The organism is Pseudoxanthomonas sacheonensis (assembly GCF_010093305.1).
Lineage (GTDB): Bacteria > Pseudomonadota > Gammaproteobacteria > Xanthomonadales > Xanthomonadaceae > Pseudoxanthomonas_A > Pseudoxanthomonas_A sacheonensis.
Map to the genome: position 1 here is coordinate 13,242 of NZ_PDWS01000010.1, position 19,583 is coordinate 32,824.

The window sequence follows — 19,583 nt, forward strand, 5'->3', positions numbered from 1 at the left end:
TGGCTCAAGCCTTCAGGGTTCTCCAGCGATGCCAGCGACTGTCTCTCAATCCTGTATGCAGACCTGATTGCGGCCCTGGCTCTTGGCGCGATACAGCGCCGTGTCTGCCGCCGCCATCATGCGGCTGCAGGTATCGCGTTCGGGGGTCATCGCGGCGATGCCGATGCTCACGGTGATGCTCTGCGGCTCGTTGCCCGGCCTGAACTCCACCTCGGCTATCGCCAGACGCAGGCGTTCGGCGAAACCGTAAGCCGCCTCCATGCCGCATTCCGGCAGCAGCACCGCGAATTCTTCGCCGCCGATACGTGCCGCGAAATCGTCGCTGCGCACGTGTCGGCGCAGGATGCCGGCGATCTGGCGCAGCACGTTGTCGCCTGAGATGTGCCCGTAGCGGTCGTTGACCGGCTTGAACAGGTCCACGTCGATGATGCACATCGTCAGTTCGCGATGGTGGCGCATGGCGCGGGCGATTTCCTTGTCCACCATGTCGATGAAATGGCGCCGGTTGTGCAGATCGGTCAGCGCGTCCTGGGTGGCGAGCTGGTAGATCTCCTCGTGGTAGCGCGCCTCCACGCTGGAGTGGCTGATGAACTTGAGGATGCTTTCGCCCAGGGTGATGTGGTCGCCGTCGTTCAGTACGGCCTCGTCGACGACCTTGTCGTTGACGCGGGTGGGGTTGGTGGCCTGCAGGTCGCGGATGCGGTACTCGTCGCCGTCGCGCCAGATATGGCAATGCTGGCGCGAAACGCTCTTGTGCGGGATGTGCAGGTCCGCTTCCTGGGAACGCCCGACCACCACCGCCCGTTCGTCCACATCCACGCGCCTGCCCAGACCTTCGCCATGGATCACGACCACGCAGGCCGAACGCGGCGAGGCGCTGTGTGGGCCGGCGCTGAGGAGGGTGCGTTGGGTGGTGGCGGGATTGTCGTCTTTGGAAGCCATGCGCCGGTCGGTGGAATGGGCAGGCGGAGTGTAGCCGATGCCCGCCGCCAGCCCTCTGCCTGCTGGTAGCGCGAGGTATCCGCTACCATGGGGCCGCTATCGATTTGGGGAGATGGCATTGCATCCGCGCGACACGCCTGAAGACAAGCCTGAAGATCCGGATCCGACCGAAATCCTGCCCGCACGTTCGCCCATGGGGCTTGCCGGGGAGGAGGGAACGCTTGCGCCCGGCGTCCTGGTGGGCCGCTACCGCATAGACGCGCTGCTGGGCCGCGGCGGCATGGGCGAGGTCTATCGCGCCGAGCAGTTGGAGCCGATGCGCCGCACGGTGGCGTTGAAACTCCTGCGCCGGCAACGCCTGGACGCGCGCAATCTGGCCTACTTCGAAGTGGAGCGGCAGATGCTGGCGCAGATGCGCCATCCCGGCATCGCCCAGGTCTACGATGCCGGCGCCACGGCCGAAGGGTTTCCGTATTTCGCCATGGAATTTATCGATGGCACGCCGGTCACGCGCTACGCCGAAGAACACTCTGTACCTCTGCGCCAGCGCATCGAACTGTTCATCCGCATCTGCCAGGGCGTGCAGCACGCGCACCAGAAGGGCGTCATCCATCGCGACTTGAAGCCTGGCAATCTGCTGGTGGATGAAGTCGATGGAAAGCCGGTGCCGAAAATCATCGATTTCGGCATCGCCACGGCCGCATCGCGCGCGCTTGGCGGCGACATCGAGCGCGCGGGTACGCCCGACTACATGAGCCCGGAGCAGGCCGGCGCCGATCCCGCGTCCGTCGACACGCGCAGCGATGTGTATTCGCTGGGCGTGGTGCTGTACGAGCTGCTGGCCGGCGTACGTCCTTTCGCCAGGCACGAAACCCTGGCGGCGACCGCCGCCACCTTGCGCCGTCCCTCGGAACAGTTGATGACGCTGCCGCCGGGACAGGCCGAGCAGGTGGCGCGGGCCCAGGGGTTGAGCCTGCCCGGTATGCGCCGTGCGCTGCGCGGCGAGCTGGACTGGATCGTGCTGAAGGCCATGCGCCACGACCGCAGCGAGCGCTACGCATCGGCCGCGGAACTGGGCGAAGACTTGCAGCGCTTCCTCGACGGCCGCCTCGTGCAAGCGGTGCCCCTGAGCTGGCGTTACGTGTGGGGCAAGTTCGCGCGCCGCCACCGCGGCGTATTGGTGGCGGCCGGCTTGGTGGTGTGCGCGCTGCTGGGCGGTTTGGGTTTGTCGCTGTACGGTTTGATGCAGGCGCGCGAGCAGCGCGCGGTGGCAGAGCAGCGCAGTGTCGAGCTGGGCAAGGTCGCGGCTTTCCAGCAATCGATGCTGGAAGGCGTGGATATCGAAGCCATGGGCCTGGGCATGGCCGCGGGCCTGCGCGAGCAGGTCGCGCAGGCCGATCCGGCCGACACCGCCGCCCTGGAGCAGGCGCTTGGCCATGCCAGTACCGCCGATGTCGCGCGCGGCCTGATCGAAAACAACATCCTGGTCGGCGCAGAGCGGGCCATCGTCCGCGATTTTGCCGGTCAGCCCGCGCTGGCGGCCGATCTGCGCGAATCGGTCGCCAGGGTACGCAGTGCATTGGGCCTCTATCCGCAGGCCGCACTGGGTTTCGCACAGGTCGCGGATTACCACGCACGCGCCTCCGGCCCCGCCGCCGCGCCCGCACTGGAGGCCAGGCGCGAACAGGCCAGTGCTCTGCTCAATGCGGGCAAGCCCAAGGACGCCGTCGCCGTGGCCGACAAAGCGATGGTCGACATGTCCGCGCTTCCGCCCAACTACCGCCTGCGGCTGGCCACCGAATTGGTGCGGAGCGAGGCCATCGCCGCGCTGGGAGATCGCCCGGCGGCGCTGAAAATGCAACAGGACATCCGGGCGCGGGCCTTGTCGGCACTCAGCGAGCGCGACGAGTTCAGCATGAAGGCGACGGCGAGCCTGGCGATCACGCTGGCGCGCTCGGGCGAGATGAAGGGCGGGCGCGAGCTGATGGAAAAACTGGTGCCGCTGAGCACTTCGGTTCTGGGCGCGGACAACAAGGACACCCTGTTCTACATCGGCAGCCTGGCCAGCATGCGCGCCATGACCGGCGACATGGAAGGCGCGGTCGCCTTGCAGCGCTCTCTGGTGAAGGAGCAGATCCGCCGGCTGGGCAACGAGCATCCCGCTACGCTCAGCGCGCGCGGCAACCTGGTCAACATGCTGATGGATTCCGGGCATGCCGAAGAGGCGTTGCCGGAAGGGCTTGCGGTAGTGGAAGCGCGTAAGCGGCTGCTGGGCGCCGACAACCCGCTGACCTTGCGCTCCATGCTCAATCTGTCGTCGCTGTACGCGCGTCTGCACGACTTCAAAGCCGCGCTCGCGTTGCAGCAGAAGGTCATCGATGCGCGCGTCCGGGTGCTGGGTCCCCGGCATCCGGATACCGTCTCCATCATGGTCAACCATGCGGGCACGCTGGAGCAGACCGGGCAGTACGCCGCTTCGCTGAAGGAACTCCAGCATGTGCTGCCGCTGGCGCGCGAAGTGCTGGAGAAAGGCCACCCGCAATTGCAGATGGCGCTGATGGTGCTTGCCCAGGCATCGGAGGGCGCGGGCGATATTCAGGGCGAGGTCGGCGCCTATCGCGAGTTGCTCGGGATCAGGCGCGCGCAGCTGGGAGAGGGAGACGCCAAGACCATCGACGCGGCATGGCGCCTGAGCCAGGCCCTGGACGCCGCGGGGAAACGCGAAGAGGCCGCGAGCCTGCATTCCGAATACGTCGCGCCGCTGCTCGCCGCCGATGCCAAGACGCTCGCACCCGAGCTGGCCAAGCTGGCCGATGGCATCCGCAAAGCCGGGAAAGAAGAAGCTTCCTGAAAACCCCGCGTCAGCGCACCACCACCGTGGTCGCCTTGTTGGCGACCAGGTAGGGCTTCAGGTCTTCGATCTGGCCGACCTTGCCGATCGCGCGCTGCGCGAATTTCTGGCCGGTGATGCGCACATGGCAGTTCAGGAACGGGCGTTCCTTGTCCTTGCCCTTCGAGCAGTACACCACGCGCCCGTCGCGGTCCCAGCCCAGCACCAGGCGTTCCTGGTTGTGGCTGGTGCGGTAGATCCAGCCTTTCTGGATATCGGATTCGGACATCGCCATGCGGGTTCTTCTCGTTGATTCAAATCGTTGGGTCGAGGCCGCGACAGCGGCGATCGTTTGCAGTGGAAGATAAAGCTTACTCGCCCGGTTTGGCCGCCGAGGTCGGCGCTTCCGATTCGGCGCGCCGGGTCAGCACCGCTTCGCGGTGGGCAATGTAGGCGTTGGCGCCGAAGATGATGGCGGCGCCCAACAGGGTCCAATGATCCAGCGGCTCGTCGAACAGCCACCAGCCGAACAGCACCACCAATGGCAGCTGCATGAAGGTGATCGGGGTCAACGCCGAGACTTCGCCCAGCTTCAGCGCCCGCGTCCACAACATGTGTCCGCCGGTGCCCATCACGCCCGCCGCGACCACCCACAGCCAGGCGATGCCCTGCGGCCACTGCCACACTCCCAGCGCTGGCAGCAGCGACATCGGCACCCACAGCAGCGTGGTGTAGATGACGATGCGGTCGGCCGGTTCGGTCGCCGACAGTTGCTTGATCTGGATCGCCACGATGCTGCTGAGCACGGCCGCCAGCACCGCGATGATCGAATTGCTGCTGAAGCCGGTCATGCCCGGGCGCACGATGATCAGTACACCGATGAAGCCCAGGATCACCGCGGTCCAGCGCCGCGCGCGCACCTGCTCGCCGAGCATCGCGGCGGCGGCGATAGTCACGAACAACGGGGTGGAATAGGACAACGACACCGCCTGCGCCAATGGCAGGTGTCCGATGGCCCAGAACCCCGCCAGCATCGAACAGATGCCGATCAGGCAGCGGAACAGGTATTTGGGGAACTGCGTGGTGCGCAGAAAGCCCGGACCGTGCCTCAGCAGCAGGGGCAGGGCGACGATCAGGCCGAAGAAGTTGCGGAAAAACGCGATCTCGAAGGTATGCAGGCTGGCCGAGGCCAGCCGTATCGCCACCACCATCAGCCCGAAGAACAGCGTGCTGCCCAGCATGAGCAGGGCGGCACGGACGGGAATGGGGAGGGGCATAGAAATGAGTGGTTCGCGGTTCGTGACGCTAGTTTGCGGCTGCGGGTGCTGGTATGCAATTGCCGGATTCGCAACGCATCATCGACGCAAGGCGGCTTTGGCTTTGCCCCCTTTGAAAAAGGGGGCTACGGGGGATTTGCTTTTGCTTTTGCTTTTGCTCTTGATCTTGGACTGCGCCAAGAGCAAATCCCCCTCGATCCCCCTTTTTCAAAGGGGGAGGACAAGCGGTGCTGCCAGATAGCTCCGATGATCTTGGGCTCCGGTTCGATAGTGACGCCGAAACGCGCATGCACGGATTCGGCGATGCGCCGCGCCGGCGAAAGCAGCTGCTGCCCGCTTGCCGAACCATGATCCACCAGCGCCTCGGGACGCTAGTTTGCGGCCGCTGATATGCAATTGCTGATTCCGGCCACATCAACGACGCAAGGTGGCTTTGGCTTTGCCCCCTTTGGAAAAGGGGGCTACGGGGGATTTGCTTTTGGTTTTGCTTTTGCTCTTGATCTTGGGCTGCGCCAAGAGCAAATCCCCCTCGATCCCCTTTTTCCAAAGGGGGGGGACAAGCGGTGCTACCAGATAGCTCCGATGATCTTGGGCTCCGGTTCGATAGCGACGCCGAAGCGCGCATGCACCGATTCGGCGATGCGTCGCGCCAGCGAAAGCAGCTGCCGCCCGGTTGCCGAACCATGATTCACCAGCACCAGCGCATGCGAAGCGGCCACGCCGACATCGCCGTCGCGGTACCCCTTCCAACCGCAATTTTCGATCATCCATGCGGCGGAAATCTTGCGGTTGTCGGCCGCATCGCCACGGAATACGGGTAGCCCGGCGTGTTGCCGTTGCAGCTCTTCGGCCAACGCGACCGGAACGATGGGATTCTTGAAGAAGCTGCCGGCGTTGCCGATGACGGCCGGGTCGGGCAGCTTGCGGCTGCGGATGCGGATCACCGCCTCGGCCACGTCGCGGAAAGTGGGCGAGTCCACTTCCATCGCCTGCAATTCCTCCGGAATGCCGGCGTAGTCCAGTTTCAATGCGCGCTGGCGCGGCAATGCGAACTCCACGGCGGTGACGATATAGCGATCGGGCACGCGCTTGAACAGGCTGTCGCGATAGGCGAACGCGCAGCTGGCGCGGTCCAGGCGCGTCACTGCGCCCGCGCTGCGGTCCCAGGTTTCCACGGCATGCACGAACTCGCCGACTTCCGTGCCGTAAGCGCCGATGTTCTGGATGGGCGCAGCGCCTGTCGTACCTGGGATCAGGGCCAGGTTCTCCAGGCCCATCAAGCCCTGCTGCAGCGTCCACAGCACCAGCGCATGCCACTGCACGCCGGCGTCGACGCGGACGATGGCTATCGAGCCGTCGTCTTCGAGTATTTCGATGCGATGGGTGTCCAGCGCGAGCACTGCGACTTCCGGATCGCCGGCGAACAGCAGATTGCTGCCACCGCCCAGCACCAGCGGCGCGGTTCCCCGAAACTCGGGCAGCGCCAGCACTTCGCCCAGCGCGCTGCTGTCGCCTACTTCCACCAGCCAGGGCGCATGGGCCGCGACGCCGAAGGTATTGCGCGAGCGCAGGTCCGCATCGGCGGTCAACCGCCACCGTGGGTTCATGCCGGAGCGACCGGACCGCCGCTGCGGTGTTCGCGGCGGCGGCGGATGGCTTCCACGCATTCGTGCACCAGCTCAGGCCCGCGGTAGACCAGGCCGGTGTAGCACTGGACCAGGGTCGCGCCGGCCGACATCTTGGCCACCGCATCGGCGCCCGACAGAATGCCACCCACGCCGATCACCGGAATGCTGTCGGGCAGGCGGGTGCGCAGTTTACGCAGCACCATGGTGGACTGGTTCATCAGCGGTGCGCCGGAAAGCCCGCCGGTTTCGTGGGCCAGTGGATGGTCCTGCACGCTGATGCGCGAGACGGTGGTGTTGGTGGCGATGACGCCATCGACGGAAAGATCGCGCAGCACGCGCGCCACCGCGTCGATGTCTTCATCCGACAGGTCGGGCGCGATCTTCACCAGCATCGGCACGCGCTTGCCGTGCTGCGCCCCCAGTTCCTCCTGCGATTCGCGCAGGGCGCCGATCAGCTGGCGCAGGGCCTGTTCTTCCTGCAGTTCGCGCAGGCCGGCGGTGTTGGGCGAGGAGATATTGACGGTGATGTAATCGGCCAGCGGATACACGCGTTCCAGGCAGTACAGGTAGTCGGAAGCGGCGCGGTCGTTGGAGGTGTCCTTGTTCCTGCCGATGTTGATGCCCAGCAGTCCGGTCTTGCGGCGCGCGCGCTCCACGTTGGCCACCAGCGCGTCCACGCCTTCGTTGTTGAAGCCCAGGCGGTTGATCACCGCCTTGTGCTGCGGCAGGCGGAACATGCGTGGCTTGGGATTGCCCGGTTGCGCGCGCGGAGTGATCGTGCCGATCTCGATGAAACCGAAACCCAGCGCCAGCAGCGCGTCGATGTGCGCACCGTTCTTGTCCAGTCCCGCCGCCAGTCCGACCGGGTTGGGGAAGGTCAAGCCGAAGGCCTTGGTGGGTAGCGGCTCGACCTTTCTGGCCAGCAACGGACTGGTGCCCGTGCGGTAGGCCAGTTCCATTGCCTTGAGTCCCAACCCATGGGCGTGCTCGGCATCAAGACCGAATAGGAAGGGACGGGCGAAGTTGTACATCCGTCAGCGCGTGCTCAGCCAGGCCAGACCGCCGAAAAACAGCACGAAAGCGAGGATGGCCAGGACCGTGCCGATCACGACTACCCAGCCCAGCACCAGCCCGATGATGGCCATGGAGTCGCCGTCCAGCGCCGGGTCCTGGCGGATTTCCTTGCGCGCCATATGTCCGGTGACGATGGCCACCAGGCTTCCGAGAAACGGCAGCAGGGTCCAGCCCAGAATGCCGGACACCAGGCTGACGACGGCCAGCGTGCTGGTCTGTCGAACGGGAACGTTCATCGGTCGGCTCCTGTAGTGGTCAAAGGTCGAACTTGATGCCCTGCGCCAGCGGCAGCGAATCGGAGTAGTTGATGGTGTTGGTCTGGCGGCGCATATACACCTTCCACGCGTCGGAGCCCGATTCGCGGCCACCGCCGGTTTCCTTTTCGCCGCCGAACGCGCCGCCGATCTCGGCGCCGCTGGTGCCGATGTTGACGTTGGCGATGCCGCAATCCGAACCGGCCGCCGACAGGAACTGCTCGGCCGCCTTCAGGTTCTGGGTGAAGATCGAAGACGACAGGCCTTGCGGCACCGCGTTCTGCATGTCGATGGCTTCGTCCAGCGTTTCGTACTTCATCACGTACAGGATCGGGGCGAAGGTTTCGTGCTGCACCACTTCGTCGGTGTTCTTCAGGCCGGTGACGATCGCCGGCAGCACGAAGTTGCCCGGACGGTCGATGGCGGTGCCGCCGGTTTCCACGGTGCCGCCGCTGGCCTTGGCCTTCTCGATCGAAGCCAGGAACTGCTGCACGGCGTGCGGGCTGTTGAGCGGGCCCATCAGGTTGGCGGGGTCCAGCGGATCGCCGATCTTGCCTTCGACCTGCTTGTAGGCCTTGATCAGCGTGGCCAGCACGTTGTCGTAGATGGACGAATGCACGATCAGCCGGCGGGTAGTGGTGCAGCGCTGGCCGGCGGTGCCGACCGCGCCGAACACGATGCCGGGGATGGCCAGCTTCAGCTCGGCCGTTTCGTCCAGGATGATGGCGTTGTTGCCGCCCAGTTCCAGCAGGCTGCGGCCCATGCGGTGGGCGACGCGCTCGCCGACGCGGCGGCCGACGGCGGTGGAACCGGTGAAGCTGATCAGCGGAATGCGCTTGTCGTCGACTAACTTCTCGGCGAGCTCGATACCGGCGTCGTTGATCAGGAAGAAGATGTCGGGGAAGCCACCGGCCTTAAGCGCCTCGTTGCAGATCTTCATGCTGGCGATGGCGGTGAGCGGGGTCTTGTTGGACGGCTTCCAGATGCAGACATCGCCGCAGATCGCGGCCAGGAACGAGTTCCATGCCCATACCGCGACCGGGAAATTGAATGCGCTGATGATGCCCACCAGGCCCAGCGGCTGGTATTGCTCGTACATGCGGTGGCCGGGGCGCTCGGAATGCATGGTGTAGCCGTACAGCATGCGCGACTGGCCGACCGCGAAATCGGCGATGTCGATCATTTCCTGCACCTCGCCGTCGCCTTCGGGCTTGCTCTTGCCCATTTCCAGCGCGACCAGCGAACCCAGCGCGTCCTTGTGCTTGCGCAGCGCGTCGCCGCACAGGCGCACGGCTTCGCCGCGTCGCGGGGCCGGGGTGGTGCGCCACACCTTGAAGGCGGCCTGGGCGCGCGCCACGATCCGCTCGTAGTCCGCATCGCCGGTGGCTTCCACTTCCGCGATCACTTCGCCCGTGGTCGGATTGATCGATTGCAGCACCCCGGCGCCGGTGGCGGTGGACCACTCGTCGCGGCCAAGGTAGGTGCCGGAATTGGTCGGGCCAAGGCCAAGCGCCTTGAGCAGGTCAGCGGACATGTGTTGCTCCTGGGTTCGGGTTTGGCCGCAGGCGGGGGAGCGCGGCCGAGAGTCCGGAATTTTAGCAGACGGGCGCCGTCGTCCGGGTGCTTCGATGCAACGGCGAGGCCGCCACAGAAGCGTGTAGGAGCGACGCGAGTCGCGAAGCCCGTATCGCGTCCAGGTCCAGAGCTTCGCGACTTGCGTCGCTCCTACACCGTTCCCACAACGCTCCTACGCAGACGCTGCAGGCAGCGGCTGGCCTGGTCGCCAGCCGGTGGCGGCCAGATGGTCGAGCAGGGCGGTGATCTGTTCGCGTGCGTCCATTTCGTGGATGGGTAGCACCAGCAGGTCTCCGTCGCGGGCCCAGGCCAGCGGGATACGCGCAGCCTCGACTTCGTCTAGGCAGGTCGTCAGGGCGCTCGGCGGCACGCCGTCCTGCAGCAGTTGTGCGCGCATGATGTCCGCGATCTCGCCGGAAGCGCGGCCGCGTTCGTAGCCGGCGATGTCCTTCAGCACCACCAGTTCCGGCCGCGCGCGCGCAGCGGTGGCGGCGACGGCGCGCAGGTCGGCGTCCTCGCGATTGCCGGCATGGCCCAGGATCATGGCCAGGCGGCCCGTGCGCCCCTGCGCATCCACTGCATCGAGCAGGCCCTGCAGGCCGTCGGGGTTGTGCGCGTAATCGACGAATACCTCCAGCGCGCCCAGGCGCCAGTGCTGCAGGCGTCCGGGATTGTCGCCACGGGCACGTCCGAACTCGGCGGCCACCAAGGCCAGCGTAGCGGGTTCGATGCCCAAGGCCGCACCCGTCAGTACCGCACCGGCAAGATTGGCAGTGTTGTAGCCGGCGCGTCCACCCAGCGTCAGTGGCATCGAAGCCACTTCACCCAGATCGTGGGTGGTGCCGTCGAAATGCAGCAGCAGCCGGCCCTCCCGCACGCCGCTGGTGCTGCCGCCGCGTTCGCGATGCGCCGCCAGCCAGGGCAGGTCGAAATCGAGCGCGAACCAGCCCAGCGGGCAGTCCAGCGTTGCGGATTGGCGTCGCAGCACGGGATCGTCGGCATTGAGCGTCAGCAGTCCTTGCTCATCGACCGCGCGGGCCACGACCAGTTTGACCAGGGCCAGATCGTCCAGGTCGTGGATGCCGTATTCGCCGAAGTGGTCGGCGGCGATGTTGGTGACGATGGCGGCGTTGGCATGGGCGATCGCCAGTCCCCGCCGCAGCATGCCGCCGCGTGCGGTTTCCAGGATCGCAGCCTGCGCGCCACTTTGGCGCAACGCGGTGCGCGCGCCGGTCGGACCGGAGAAATCGCCGGCTTCCAGCGCCGTGCCTTCGAAGTAGACGCCATCGGTGCAACTGTGCGCGGTGCGCCAGCCGTGCGCGCGTGCCATCGCGGCCAGTAGGCGCACGGTGGTGGTCTTGCCGTTGGAGCCGGTGACCAGAGCGGTGGGAATGGCGTGCAGTTGGGACCAGGGAACAGCATCGGGATCCGGCAGTTCGTCGACGAACCAGGTGCGGCTGCCTTCGCCTTCGCCGATGGTGGCTTCGTCGTCGTCGGCGAGGAAGGGCAGGTGGTGGGCTTCGGTGGCGCGCATCAGTGCGATCAGCGCGGGACTTGATTCCGCTTTGGCGAATGCGCGCAGGGTGTGTAGCGCCGAGTCCCCATCCCAGATTGCTGCGTGGCCCGGAGAGTGGAAGGGGGCAGGCTCTTCGGCCACCTTCTCCCGGTGGGAGAAGGAAAGAGCCAAAGCTGCCCACCACGCCCACTCGTTGACTTCGGTCGCGGTGTAGAGCTGGTCGGCTGGTGCGGTGAAGGCGAGTGAAACGCCAGTGCGGTGGCGACGCAGCACGATTTCCGTTTCCAGCCAGCCCAGTGCAGCGCGCGCTGTTTCGACATTAAGCTTCCACGCCTCCAGCACCGAATCGTCGAACACCAGCCCACGCAGCGTCTCCAGCGCCGCACCGGTGCCGGGAAAATACAGATTGCTGCCGGTCAACCGGCGAGAGTCCTCGAACGGTTCGGGAAGCACGGAGATCTCAGTCGCTGTCTTCGCGTTCGAACACCAGTCCGCGTTCCTCGCGGATCACGCCTTCCATGCTGGCGAACGGCGCCTCTTCCGGCGAGGTCTCCAGCGAAGGCAGTTCCACCCGCGGCGAGGCCTTGGCCACTTCGCCCTGCGGCTGGAACTTGATGATCTGCTTCCACGAACGCGTCAGCGCATCGGCGAAGATCAGAATCAGGTCGCCCGGCTGGCCCATGCGCAACGCGGCGTCGATGGCTTCCTGCTCGTCGGGGATGATCGACATCGCGTTTTCCGCGATGCCCGCCGATAGCAATGCCTTGGCGATGATGCGCGGCACTTCGTCGCCGTCGCGACCACGCAGAGCATCGTCGCGGCGCACCACGTAATGGTCGAACTTGCCGGCCACCACCTCCGCAATCGCGCGCAGATCCTCATCGCGGCGATCGCCCGGCCCGGTCAGCACCACGATGCGGCGTCCGGTCACGTCCAGGCGCTGGGCCAGGTCGGCCATCATGCCCACCGCATGCGCGTTGTGGCCGTAATCCATCAGCACCTTGAACGGATGCTCGCTGTAGACGTTCATGCGGCCCGGAGCCTGGAAGAACGTGGTGTCGAAGGTACGCAGACCCTGGCGGATCGCATCAAGCTTGATGCCCAGCGAGAACGCCATCGCCGCGGCCACCATCGCGTTCTGCACGTTGTGCAGGGCGCGGCCTTCCAATGTCGCGGGAATAAGATGCGTCCACATCAGCGGGATGTGGCTGCCCTTGTCGTACAGCGTGATCATGTGGCCGTTGACGCCGGCCTCCAGCGCGCAGGCGCGGCCACCGGCGCGGATGTGTTCGCGCACCAGCGTGTGCGAAGGGTTCAGGGTGACGTAGCAGATCACCTTGGCGTCGGTGTAGGCCGACATCTTCAACACGTTGGGATCGTCGGCGTTGAGCACCGCGCAATCGCGCGCGACTTCGACCACGATGCGCTTGATCTCGGCCAGCTGCTCCAGCGTGTCGATGCCCTTCAGGCCCAGATGGTCGGAAGCCACGTTCAATACCGCGCCCACGTCCACTTCCGGCACGCCCATGCCGCTGCGCAGCAGTCCGCCGCGCGCGGTTTCCAGAATCGCCATGTCGATCTGTGGGTCCGACAGCACCATGCGCGCCGATACCGGCCCGGTCATGTCGCCTTCCACCGTGCGCTGACCGTCGATGTAGACGCCGTCGGTGGTGGTCAGGCCCGGCGTGTAGCCGGCCATCTTGGTGATGTGGGCCAGCATGCGCGCGGTGGTGGTCTTGCCGTTGGTGCCGGTGATGGCGGCGATCGGCACGCGGGTCGGCGTGCCGGGTGGAAACAGCATGTCGATCACCGGACCGGCGGCGTCGCGCGGAGTGCCTTCGCTGGGCGCCACATGCATGCGGAAGCCGGGTGCGGCGTTGATCTCGCAGATGCCGCCGCCGATGGACTTGTAGCTCTCGGCGATGTTGGGCGAGATGAAATCCACGCCGCCCACGTCCAGGCCGATGGCGCGTACCGCGCGCACCGCCATGTCGCGGTTGTCGGGGTGGATGATGTCGGTGACGTCGGTGGCGGTGCCGCCGGTAGAGAGGTTGGCAGTGGAACGCAGGTAAACGACTTCTCCTTCCTTGGGCACGGAGAAGTGGTTGTAGCCCACGCGCTCCAGCATCAGGTCGGCTTGCGCGTCCAGTTCCAGCCGGGTCAGTACTTTCTCATGACCGACGCCGCGGCGCGGGTCCGAATTCACCTGGTCCACCAGCTCGGCGATGTCGCTCTTGCCGTCGCCGATCACATGGCCGGGGGTGCGCTTGGTCGCGGCGATCAGTTCGCCGTTGACCACCAGCAGACGGTGGTCGTCGCCGCCGATGTAGGTTTCCACGATGACCGAGCGCGAATGCTCGCGCGCGGCGGCGAAGCCTTCGCGGATTTCGTCCTCGCCGGAAATATTGATGGTGATGCCGCGGCCATGGTTGCCGTTGTAGGGTTTGGTGACCACGGTCCCGCCCAACTTGCGCGCTGCGCGCAGGGCGCCGCTGGCGTCGTTGACCAGTTCCTGGCGCGGCACCGGCAGGCCCAGCGAGCCGAGGATCTTGTTGGTCTCTTCCTTGTCGCTGGCCAGTTCCACCGAGATATGCGGGGTCTTGCCGGTGACCGTGGCCTGGATGCGCTGCTGGTATTTGCCGTGGCCGAACTGGATCAGCGATTGCTGGTTCAGGCGCAACCACGGGATGCCGCGTTCTTCGGCCGCACGCACCAGCGAAGCGGTGGAAGGGCCCAGCGCGCGGCGTTGCGCGTAGCGGATGAAATCGTCGCGGGCGGTGTCCCAATCCCAATCCGCGGGCACGCTGTCCTTGGGCCTCAACTCGGCCGGCAGCAGCGAGGACAGCAGTTTCAGCGCCAGTTCGCCGGCGGCGATGCCTTCTTCTTTCTGCGCGTATTCGTAGATCACGGTGTAGACACCGGGACGGTCGTCGCCGACGCTGCGGGTCTTGCCGAAGGTGACGTTCTCGCCGGCCACGTTCTGCAGTTCGATCGCCACGTGCTCCAGCACATGCCCCAGCCAGGTGCCTTCGCCCTCGCGCATGCGGCGGATGAAGCCGCCGGGTTCGCGATAGGAACAGCCGTGTTCGGCCAGGCCGGGCAGGGCGGCGACCAGCCCATCGACGAACGCCGCGCCCAGTTTGCCGGTGGGCCATGCCTCCAGCGCCTGCAAGTCCAGCTCCAGGCGGATGACCGGGAAATGGGCGTATTGCGAGGGACCGACGTAGACGGAGCGTTCGAGGATGCGCATGCCTTACCTCTGGATCGTTGGGTTTCGAATATCGCGGAGTTTTAAATCATGGGATCTGAAACGTGAGGATTCCGGCTAGGCCAGCGAACCGGCCGACGCCTTGCGGGTGTGCAGGTTGAAGGTAGCGCCGGCCACAAGGATATGCACGGTCAGGCCGAGCAGGCAGACCGGCTTGTTTTCGCTGACCTGGGCCATCGAAGAGAAAGTAAGCCCATCGGCATCGACCACGGTGACCGCGCCGCTGCCTTCGACTTCCAAAGTATTGTCCGGGCCGATGAAGGCGGCGGTGTCTTCGTCCAGGCCTATGCCGATGGCGAACGGGTTGTAGGCCAGCGCCGCGACCAGGCGGCCCAGGCGGTCGCGCTGGCGGAAATGCTGGTCGATGATGAAACGGTTGGTCAGGCCCAGTCCCGGGGCCAGGCGAACGCTGTCGGCCTGGGGCGAAGCGCCTTCCTTGCCGAAGCCGATCATGTGCTCGCTGAGGATGCTGGCGCCGGCGCTGGTGCCGCCGACGGTGATGCCGGCGGCATTGCGTTCGCGGATGAGCTTGGCCGCCGGGGTGCCGCCCAGGATGGTGGACAGGCGCAGCTGGTTGCCGCCGGTGAAGAAGATGCCGCTGGCGCTTTCGATGCGGTCCAGGCGGTTCTGTTCATGGCAATCGCGGCGGGTGTCGAAATCCAGCACGTCGACCCGGCCGGCGCCCAGGTCGCCGAAAATGCCTTCGTAGCGGCTGCCGGTATCGGCCAGCTGGCTGGCGGTGGGGATCACCACTATCTCGGCATCGCGACCGCCGCAGAGATCGAGGAATCGCTTGAGGATACGGGGATTGTCTTCCTTGTTCTCGGCGCCGCCGATGGGAACGATCCAACCTCTTTCGCCACCATCGGCGACCTTACTGGGACACATGCAACACGACTCCTGAAGCTGAAGGGTTCCGCGCAACGCCGCCGCGACGGGAGCCGGCAGCGCCGCGCGCCGCCTGGTTTTCCCGATTTCCCCCGATGAAGCCGCCCCCGATGCCGGCAGCAAGTATCGCGGACCGGCTTGGGGAAGGTAGCACGGGCGGCGACCGCCCGATTGGACCCAGCCACACGTTCGACCTCCCCCTTTGAAAAAGGGGGACCGAGGGGGATTTGCTCTTGCCCTTGGCTCAAGATCAAAAGCAAATCCCCCGTAGCCCCCTTTTCCAAAGGGGGCAAAGCGCAAGCGCCCGTTCACTACCAGCCCCAACTGCCAATCACCAACCGTTACAATTTCCTCCAAGGCCCCGTAGCTCAGCTGGATAGAGCGGTCCCCTCCTAAGGGACAGGTCGTGCGTTCGAATCGCGCCGGGGTCACCATACTTTTCGGTTGCAAGTGCAACTTTCGGCTGCAAATGCAGCTTGTCGCACTGCAACACTTGACAGCCCCCCGGGTCATCCTGTCCCCTAGGGCCATGCTTCCCGTCGCCACCCACGCAAACGTCCACCCGATGCCGGCCTCCGTGCTGCTGCACGGGCAGGGCGTGGCTGGCCTTGGTCGCAGCATTATTACTACCGCCACTACCGCGATTAGCGGGGTGCGGTGGATCGTGTTCGCGTAGTCTCGCAAACCACGTCCCCGCACCCGGATCAGGATGCGGGGGAACCCGGAACCTGAGCCGCGCGGGGACCTCACCCAGAGGTTCGTCGCTTTATGTCGTCCGCAGCACAGCCACAGCCAGATAGTTCTTCCCCTCGCACCATCGTGCACAAGTTCGGCGGTACTTCGGTCGCCGACGCCGAACGCTTCCGCCATGTCGCCGGCCTGTTGCTGGCGCGCGAGGAGCACGAGCAGATCACCGTGGTGTCGGCGATGAAAGGAGTGACCGACGCGCTGATCGAATTGTGCGAACTGGCCGCGCGCAGCCGCAGCGACTGGCGCGATCCCTGGCACGAATTGCGCGCACGCCATCGCGGAGCGGTGGTGGCGTTGCTGGGCGAAGATTCCGGCCCGACCCTGGAATGGCTGGACGAACGCTTCGACAAACTGGCCGAAATCCTGGCTGCGCTGTCGGTGATCGGCGAGTTGCCGCGCGAAGTGCTGGACCGTGTGCAGGGCCTGGGCGAAGTCTGTTCGGCACGGTTGCTCGGCGACTATCTGAAATCGAAAGGCGAAGACTGCGCCGTACTGGACGCGCGCGATGTGCTGGTGGTGGACCGCAGCGACCTGGGCGTGGAGGTCGATTGGGACGTCAGCGGCCAGCGCCTGGCCGAGTGGCGTGCGAAGAATCCGCAACGCCGCGTGGTGGTCACCGGTTTCGTCGCGCGCGACCGCCAGAATCGCCTCACCACGCTGGGCCGCAACGGCAGCGACTACAGCGGCGCCATCTTCGCCGCGCTGTTCAACGCCGCCGAACTGCATATCTGGACCGACGTGGACGGCGTGCTGTCCGCCGATCCGCGGGTGGTGCCCGAAGCGGTGCAACTGAGCGCGTTGAGCTACGACGAAGCCTGCGAGCTGGCTTATTTCGGCGCCAAGGTCGTGCACCCGCAGACCATGTCGCCGGCGATAGAGCGCGGCCTGCCCATCATCATCCGCAATACCTTCCATCCCGAGCATCCCGGCACGCGCATCACCGCCGAGCGCGATGTCACCGGTCCGGTGAAAGGCCTGACCCTCAGCCCGGACCTGGCGGTGTTGAATCTGGAAGGCACCGGCCTGATCGGCGTGCCCGGCACGGCCGAGCGCGTGTTCGCGGCGCTTCGCGATGCGCGCGTGTCGGTGGTGATGATTTCCCAGGGTTCTTCCGAGCACTCCATCTGCTGCGTGGTGCGCAGCGCCGAGTCGCTGCGAGCGCAGGCCGCGTTGCTCAACGCGTTCGCCCACGAGCTCAACATCGGCCAGATCCAGCGCGTGCAGCTGACCGAAGGCGTCAGCGTGCTGGCGGCCGTCGGCGACGGCATGGCCGGGCAGCCGGGCGTGGCGGCGCGGCTGTTCGAGTCGCTGGGCCGGGCGCGGGTCAACATCCTGGCCATCGCGCAGGGCTCTTCGGAACGCAACATCTCGGTCGCCATCGACAGTGCCGACGCCACCAAGGCCTTGCGCGCGGCGCACGCCGGTTTCTGGCTGTCGCCGCAGACCTTCGCCATCGGGGTGATCGGGCCGGGCAACGTCGGCGCCGCGCTGCTCGACCAGCTGCGCGCCGCACAGCCGCAATTGCTGGGCAAGGCCAATCTGGATCTGCGGCTGCGGGCGATCGCCTCCAGCACCAAGATGCTGCTGGACGGGCGCGGTATCGGCGGCGACTGGCGCGCGAGCTTCGCTGCCGATAGCGAAGCGCTGGATCTGGATCGTTTCACCGCGCATCTGACAGGCTCGCATCTGCCGCACCTGGTGATCGTCGATTGCAGCGCCAGCCCGCTGGTGGCCGACCGTTACGCCGACTGGCTGGCGGCGGGCATCCATGTGGTCACCCCCAACAAGCAGGCCGGTGCGGGGCCGAGTGCGCGCTACGACGCGATCCGCGAGGCCGCTGCCGCCAGCGGCGCGCGTTTCCGCTACGAAGCGACGGTAGGCGCGGGTCTGCCGGTGATTTCCACTTTGCGCGACCTGATCGATACCGGCGACGCGGTGCTGTCGGTGGAAGGCATCTTCTCCGGCACGCTGGCGTGGCTGTTCAACAAGTTCGACGGCAGCGTGCCGTTCTCGCAACTGGTGACCGAGGCGCGCGGCCTGGGTTACACCGAACCGGATCCCCGCGACGATCTTTCCGGCACCGATGTCGCCCGCAAACTGGTGATCCTGGCGCGCGAGGCGGGGCGTTCGCTGAGCCTGGACGATGTCGACGTCGAGAGCCTGGTGCCGGCGGCGCTGCGCCAGGCCAGCGTGGAGGATTTCATGGCGCGCCTGGGCGAAGTGGATGCGCTGTTCGCCGACAAGCTGGCAAAAGCCGAGGCAGCGGGTCAGGTGCTGCGCTACGTCGCCAAGCTGGATGCGGAAGGCAAGGCCACGGTAGGTTTGGTAGCGCTGCCGAAAGAACACGCTTTCGCCAACCTGCGCCTGACCGACAACATCGTGCAGTTCACCACGCGCCGCTACTGCGACAATCCGTTGATCGTGCAGGGACCCGGCGCGGGTCCCGAAGTCACCGCCGCGGGCGTGTTCGCCGATGTGCTGCGCGTGGCGGCGGGGCAGGGGGCGAAGCTGTGAAGCAAGCGGCAACTGCATTTTCGCCAGCCTCGGTGGGCAACGTCGGAGTCGGCTTCGACATTCTTGGCCATGTGATCGAAGGACCGGGCGACACGGTCACTGCGCGCCGCATCGACTCGCCCGAAGTACGCATCGCCGCGATCCGCGGAGCGACGGTGGATCTGCCGCTGGATGCGCCCGGCAATACCGCCGGCGCATCGCTGATCGCATTACGGGAGGCGTTGGGGTTGCCGTTCGGTTTCGAAATCGAGATCGACAAGGGCATCCCGCTGGGTTCGGGAATGGGCGGCTCGGCGGCTTCCTGCGTGGCCGCGCTGGTGGCGGCCAATGAACTCTTGGATGCGCCTTTGTCGCGGGAAGCGCTGTATCCGTTCGCATTGACCGGCGAAGCGGTGGCCAGCGGCGGGCGCCATGGCGACAACCTGGGGCCGATGCTGCTCGGCGGCCTGGTGCTTTCCACCGCCGATCGTTTGGTGAAAATACCGGTGCCCAGCGCCTGGCACAGCGTGCTGGTGCATCCGGACGCGATTCTGGAAACGCGCCGCGCGCGCGAGGCGTTGAAGGGTGGTTATGCGCTCGGCGAATTCGTATCGCAGTCGGCCAATCTCGCGCTGGTGCTTGCCGGTTGTTACGCGGGCGATGCCGGACTGGTGCGCGCCGGCCTGCAGGACGGGCTGGTGGAACCGAGGCGCGCGCCGTTGATCGTCGGCTTCGATGCGGCCAAGCGGGCCGCGCTGGAAGCCGGGGCGATGGGCGCGAGCATTTCCGGTGCGGGGCCCAGCGTGTTCGGATGGTTCGAGACACGGGCGCAGGCCGAGACGGCAGTGCCGGCGATCCAGGCGGCTTTCATGGCGGCCGGATTCGACAGCCAGGCCTGGGTGTCTCCGATCAACAGTCCGGCGGCGAAGGTTGTCCGCTGAGTCGAGGCCGGAATAGCACGAGAATAATCAAACAGCCGCGACGTCATCCCAGCGAAAGCTGGGATCCATTTTGATCTTGCTTCTGAGGCCTTGGCGCGAAAATCACAATGGATTCCAGCTGTCGCTGGAATGACGACTTCATTTTTA

13 protein-coding genes, 1 tRNA gene and 1 pseudogene are annotated in these 19,583 nt (G+C 66.0%); 4 read left to right on the top strand and 11 right to left on the bottom strand.

The genetic code is table 11. The features are described from left to right. Positions 1 to 45: 45 nt before the first annotated feature. Positions 46 to 942, bottom strand: coding sequence for a GGDEF domain-containing protein (locus CSC73_RS09975; protein ID WP_163840289.1), 897 nt, complete (start codon positions 940 to 942; stop codon positions 46 to 48). Between the two features lie 112 nt (positions 943 to 1,054). On the opposite strand from CSC73_RS09975, the gene CSC73_RS09980 reads away from it, so the two are divergent. Continuing rightward, the gene (locus tag CSC73_RS09980) at positions 1,055 to 3,793 is read left to right on the top strand and encodes a serine/threonine-protein kinase (protein ID WP_163840290.1); all 2,739 of its coding nucleotides are present in this window, start codon (positions 1,055 to 1,057) and stop codon (positions 3,791 to 3,793) included. 10 nt (positions 3,794 to 3,803) lie between these two features. Here the strand turns inward: CSC73_RS09980 and CSC73_RS09985 are convergent, their stop codons facing one another. The 10 genes and pseudogenes from CSC73_RS09985 to CSC73_RS10030 form a co-directional block, all read right to left on the bottom strand. Beyond that, positions 3,804 to 4,067 (bottom strand): hypothetical protein, encoded by a 264-nt coding sequence (locus CSC73_RS09985; protein ID WP_163840291.1) that lies wholly within the window; start codon positions 4,065 to 4,067, stop codon positions 3,804 to 3,806. 76 nt (positions 4,068 to 4,143) lie between these two features. Next, positions 4,144 to 5,049, bottom strand: coding sequence for a DMT family transporter (locus tag CSC73_RS09990; RefSeq protein ID WP_163840292.1), 906 nt, complete (start codon positions 5,047 to 5,049; stop codon positions 4,144 to 4,146). Between the two features lie 233 nt (positions 5,050 to 5,282). Further along, positions 5,283 to 5,408: pseudogene (locus tag CSC73_RS18470) on the bottom strand (UDP-N-acetylmuramate dehydrogenase); the annotation flags it as partial. A 207-nt stretch (positions 5,409 to 5,615) separates the two neighbouring features. After that, a complete protein-coding gene (gene murB, locus CSC73_RS10000; RefSeq protein WP_163840293.1) occupies positions 5,616 to 6,656 on the bottom strand; it encodes a UDP-N-acetylmuramate dehydrogenase in 1,041 nt (346 codons plus the stop codon). Further along, positions 6,653 to 7,708 (bottom strand): quinone-dependent dihydroorotate dehydrogenase, encoded by a 1,056-nt coding sequence (locus CSC73_RS10005; protein ID WP_163840294.1) that lies wholly within the window; start codon positions 7,706 to 7,708, stop codon positions 6,653 to 6,655. Before CSC73_RS10005 ends, murB begins: the two co-directional genes overlap by 4 nt. A 3-nt stretch (positions 7,709 to 7,711) precedes the next feature. Further along, positions 7,712 to 7,987, bottom strand: a complete 276-nt coding sequence (locus tag CSC73_RS10010) for a DUF4190 domain-containing protein (RefSeq protein ID WP_163840295.1) — start codon at positions 7,985 to 7,987, stop codon at positions 7,712 to 7,714. 19 nt (positions 7,988 to 8,006) lie between these two features. Then, positions 8,007 to 9,539, bottom strand: coding sequence for an L-piperidine-6-carboxylate dehydrogenase (gene amaB, locus CSC73_RS10015; RefSeq protein WP_163840296.1), 1,533 nt, complete (start codon positions 9,537 to 9,539; stop codon positions 8,007 to 8,009). Positions 9,540 to 9,752: 213 nt separating this feature from the next. After that, positions 9,753 to 11,549, bottom strand: a complete 1,797-nt coding sequence (locus CSC73_RS10020; protein ID WP_163840297.1) for a Mur ligase family protein — start codon at positions 11,547 to 11,549, stop codon at positions 9,753 to 9,755. Positions 11,550 to 11,556: 7 nt separating this feature from the next. Beyond that, on the bottom strand, positions 11,557 to 14,346 hold the full coding sequence (gene cphA / locus CSC73_RS10025) for a cyanophycin synthetase (protein WP_163840298.1): 2,790 nt from the start codon (positions 14,344 to 14,346) through the stop codon (positions 11,557 to 11,559). Between the two features lie 75 nt (positions 14,347 to 14,421). Then, positions 14,422 to 15,252: a cyanophycinase gene (locus tag CSC73_RS10030; RefSeq protein WP_163840299.1), complete on the bottom strand. Its 831-nt coding sequence runs from the start codon at positions 15,250 to 15,252 to the stop codon at positions 14,422 to 14,424. A 357-nt stretch (positions 15,253 to 15,609) separates the two neighbouring features. On the opposite strand from CSC73_RS10030, the gene CSC73_RS10035 reads away from it, so the two are divergent. The 3 genes from CSC73_RS10035 (at position 15,610) to CSC73_RS10045 (ending at position 19,436) form a co-directional block, all read left to right on the top strand. Next, positions 15,610 to 15,686 (top strand) — tRNA-Arg (locus CSC73_RS10035). 334 nt (positions 15,687 to 16,020) lie between these two features. Beyond that, entirely contained in the window at positions 16,021 to 18,516 is a 2,496-nt protein-coding gene (gene thrA, locus CSC73_RS10040; RefSeq protein ID WP_163840300.1) for a bifunctional aspartate kinase/homoserine dehydrogenase I, read from the top strand. After that, on the top strand, positions 18,513 to 19,436 hold the full coding sequence (locus tag CSC73_RS10045) for a homoserine kinase (RefSeq protein WP_163840301.1): 924 nt from the start codon (positions 18,513 to 18,515) through the stop codon (positions 19,434 to 19,436). Before thrA ends, CSC73_RS10045 begins: the two co-directional genes overlap by 4 nt. Positions 19,437 to 19,583 lie beyond the last annotated feature (147 nt).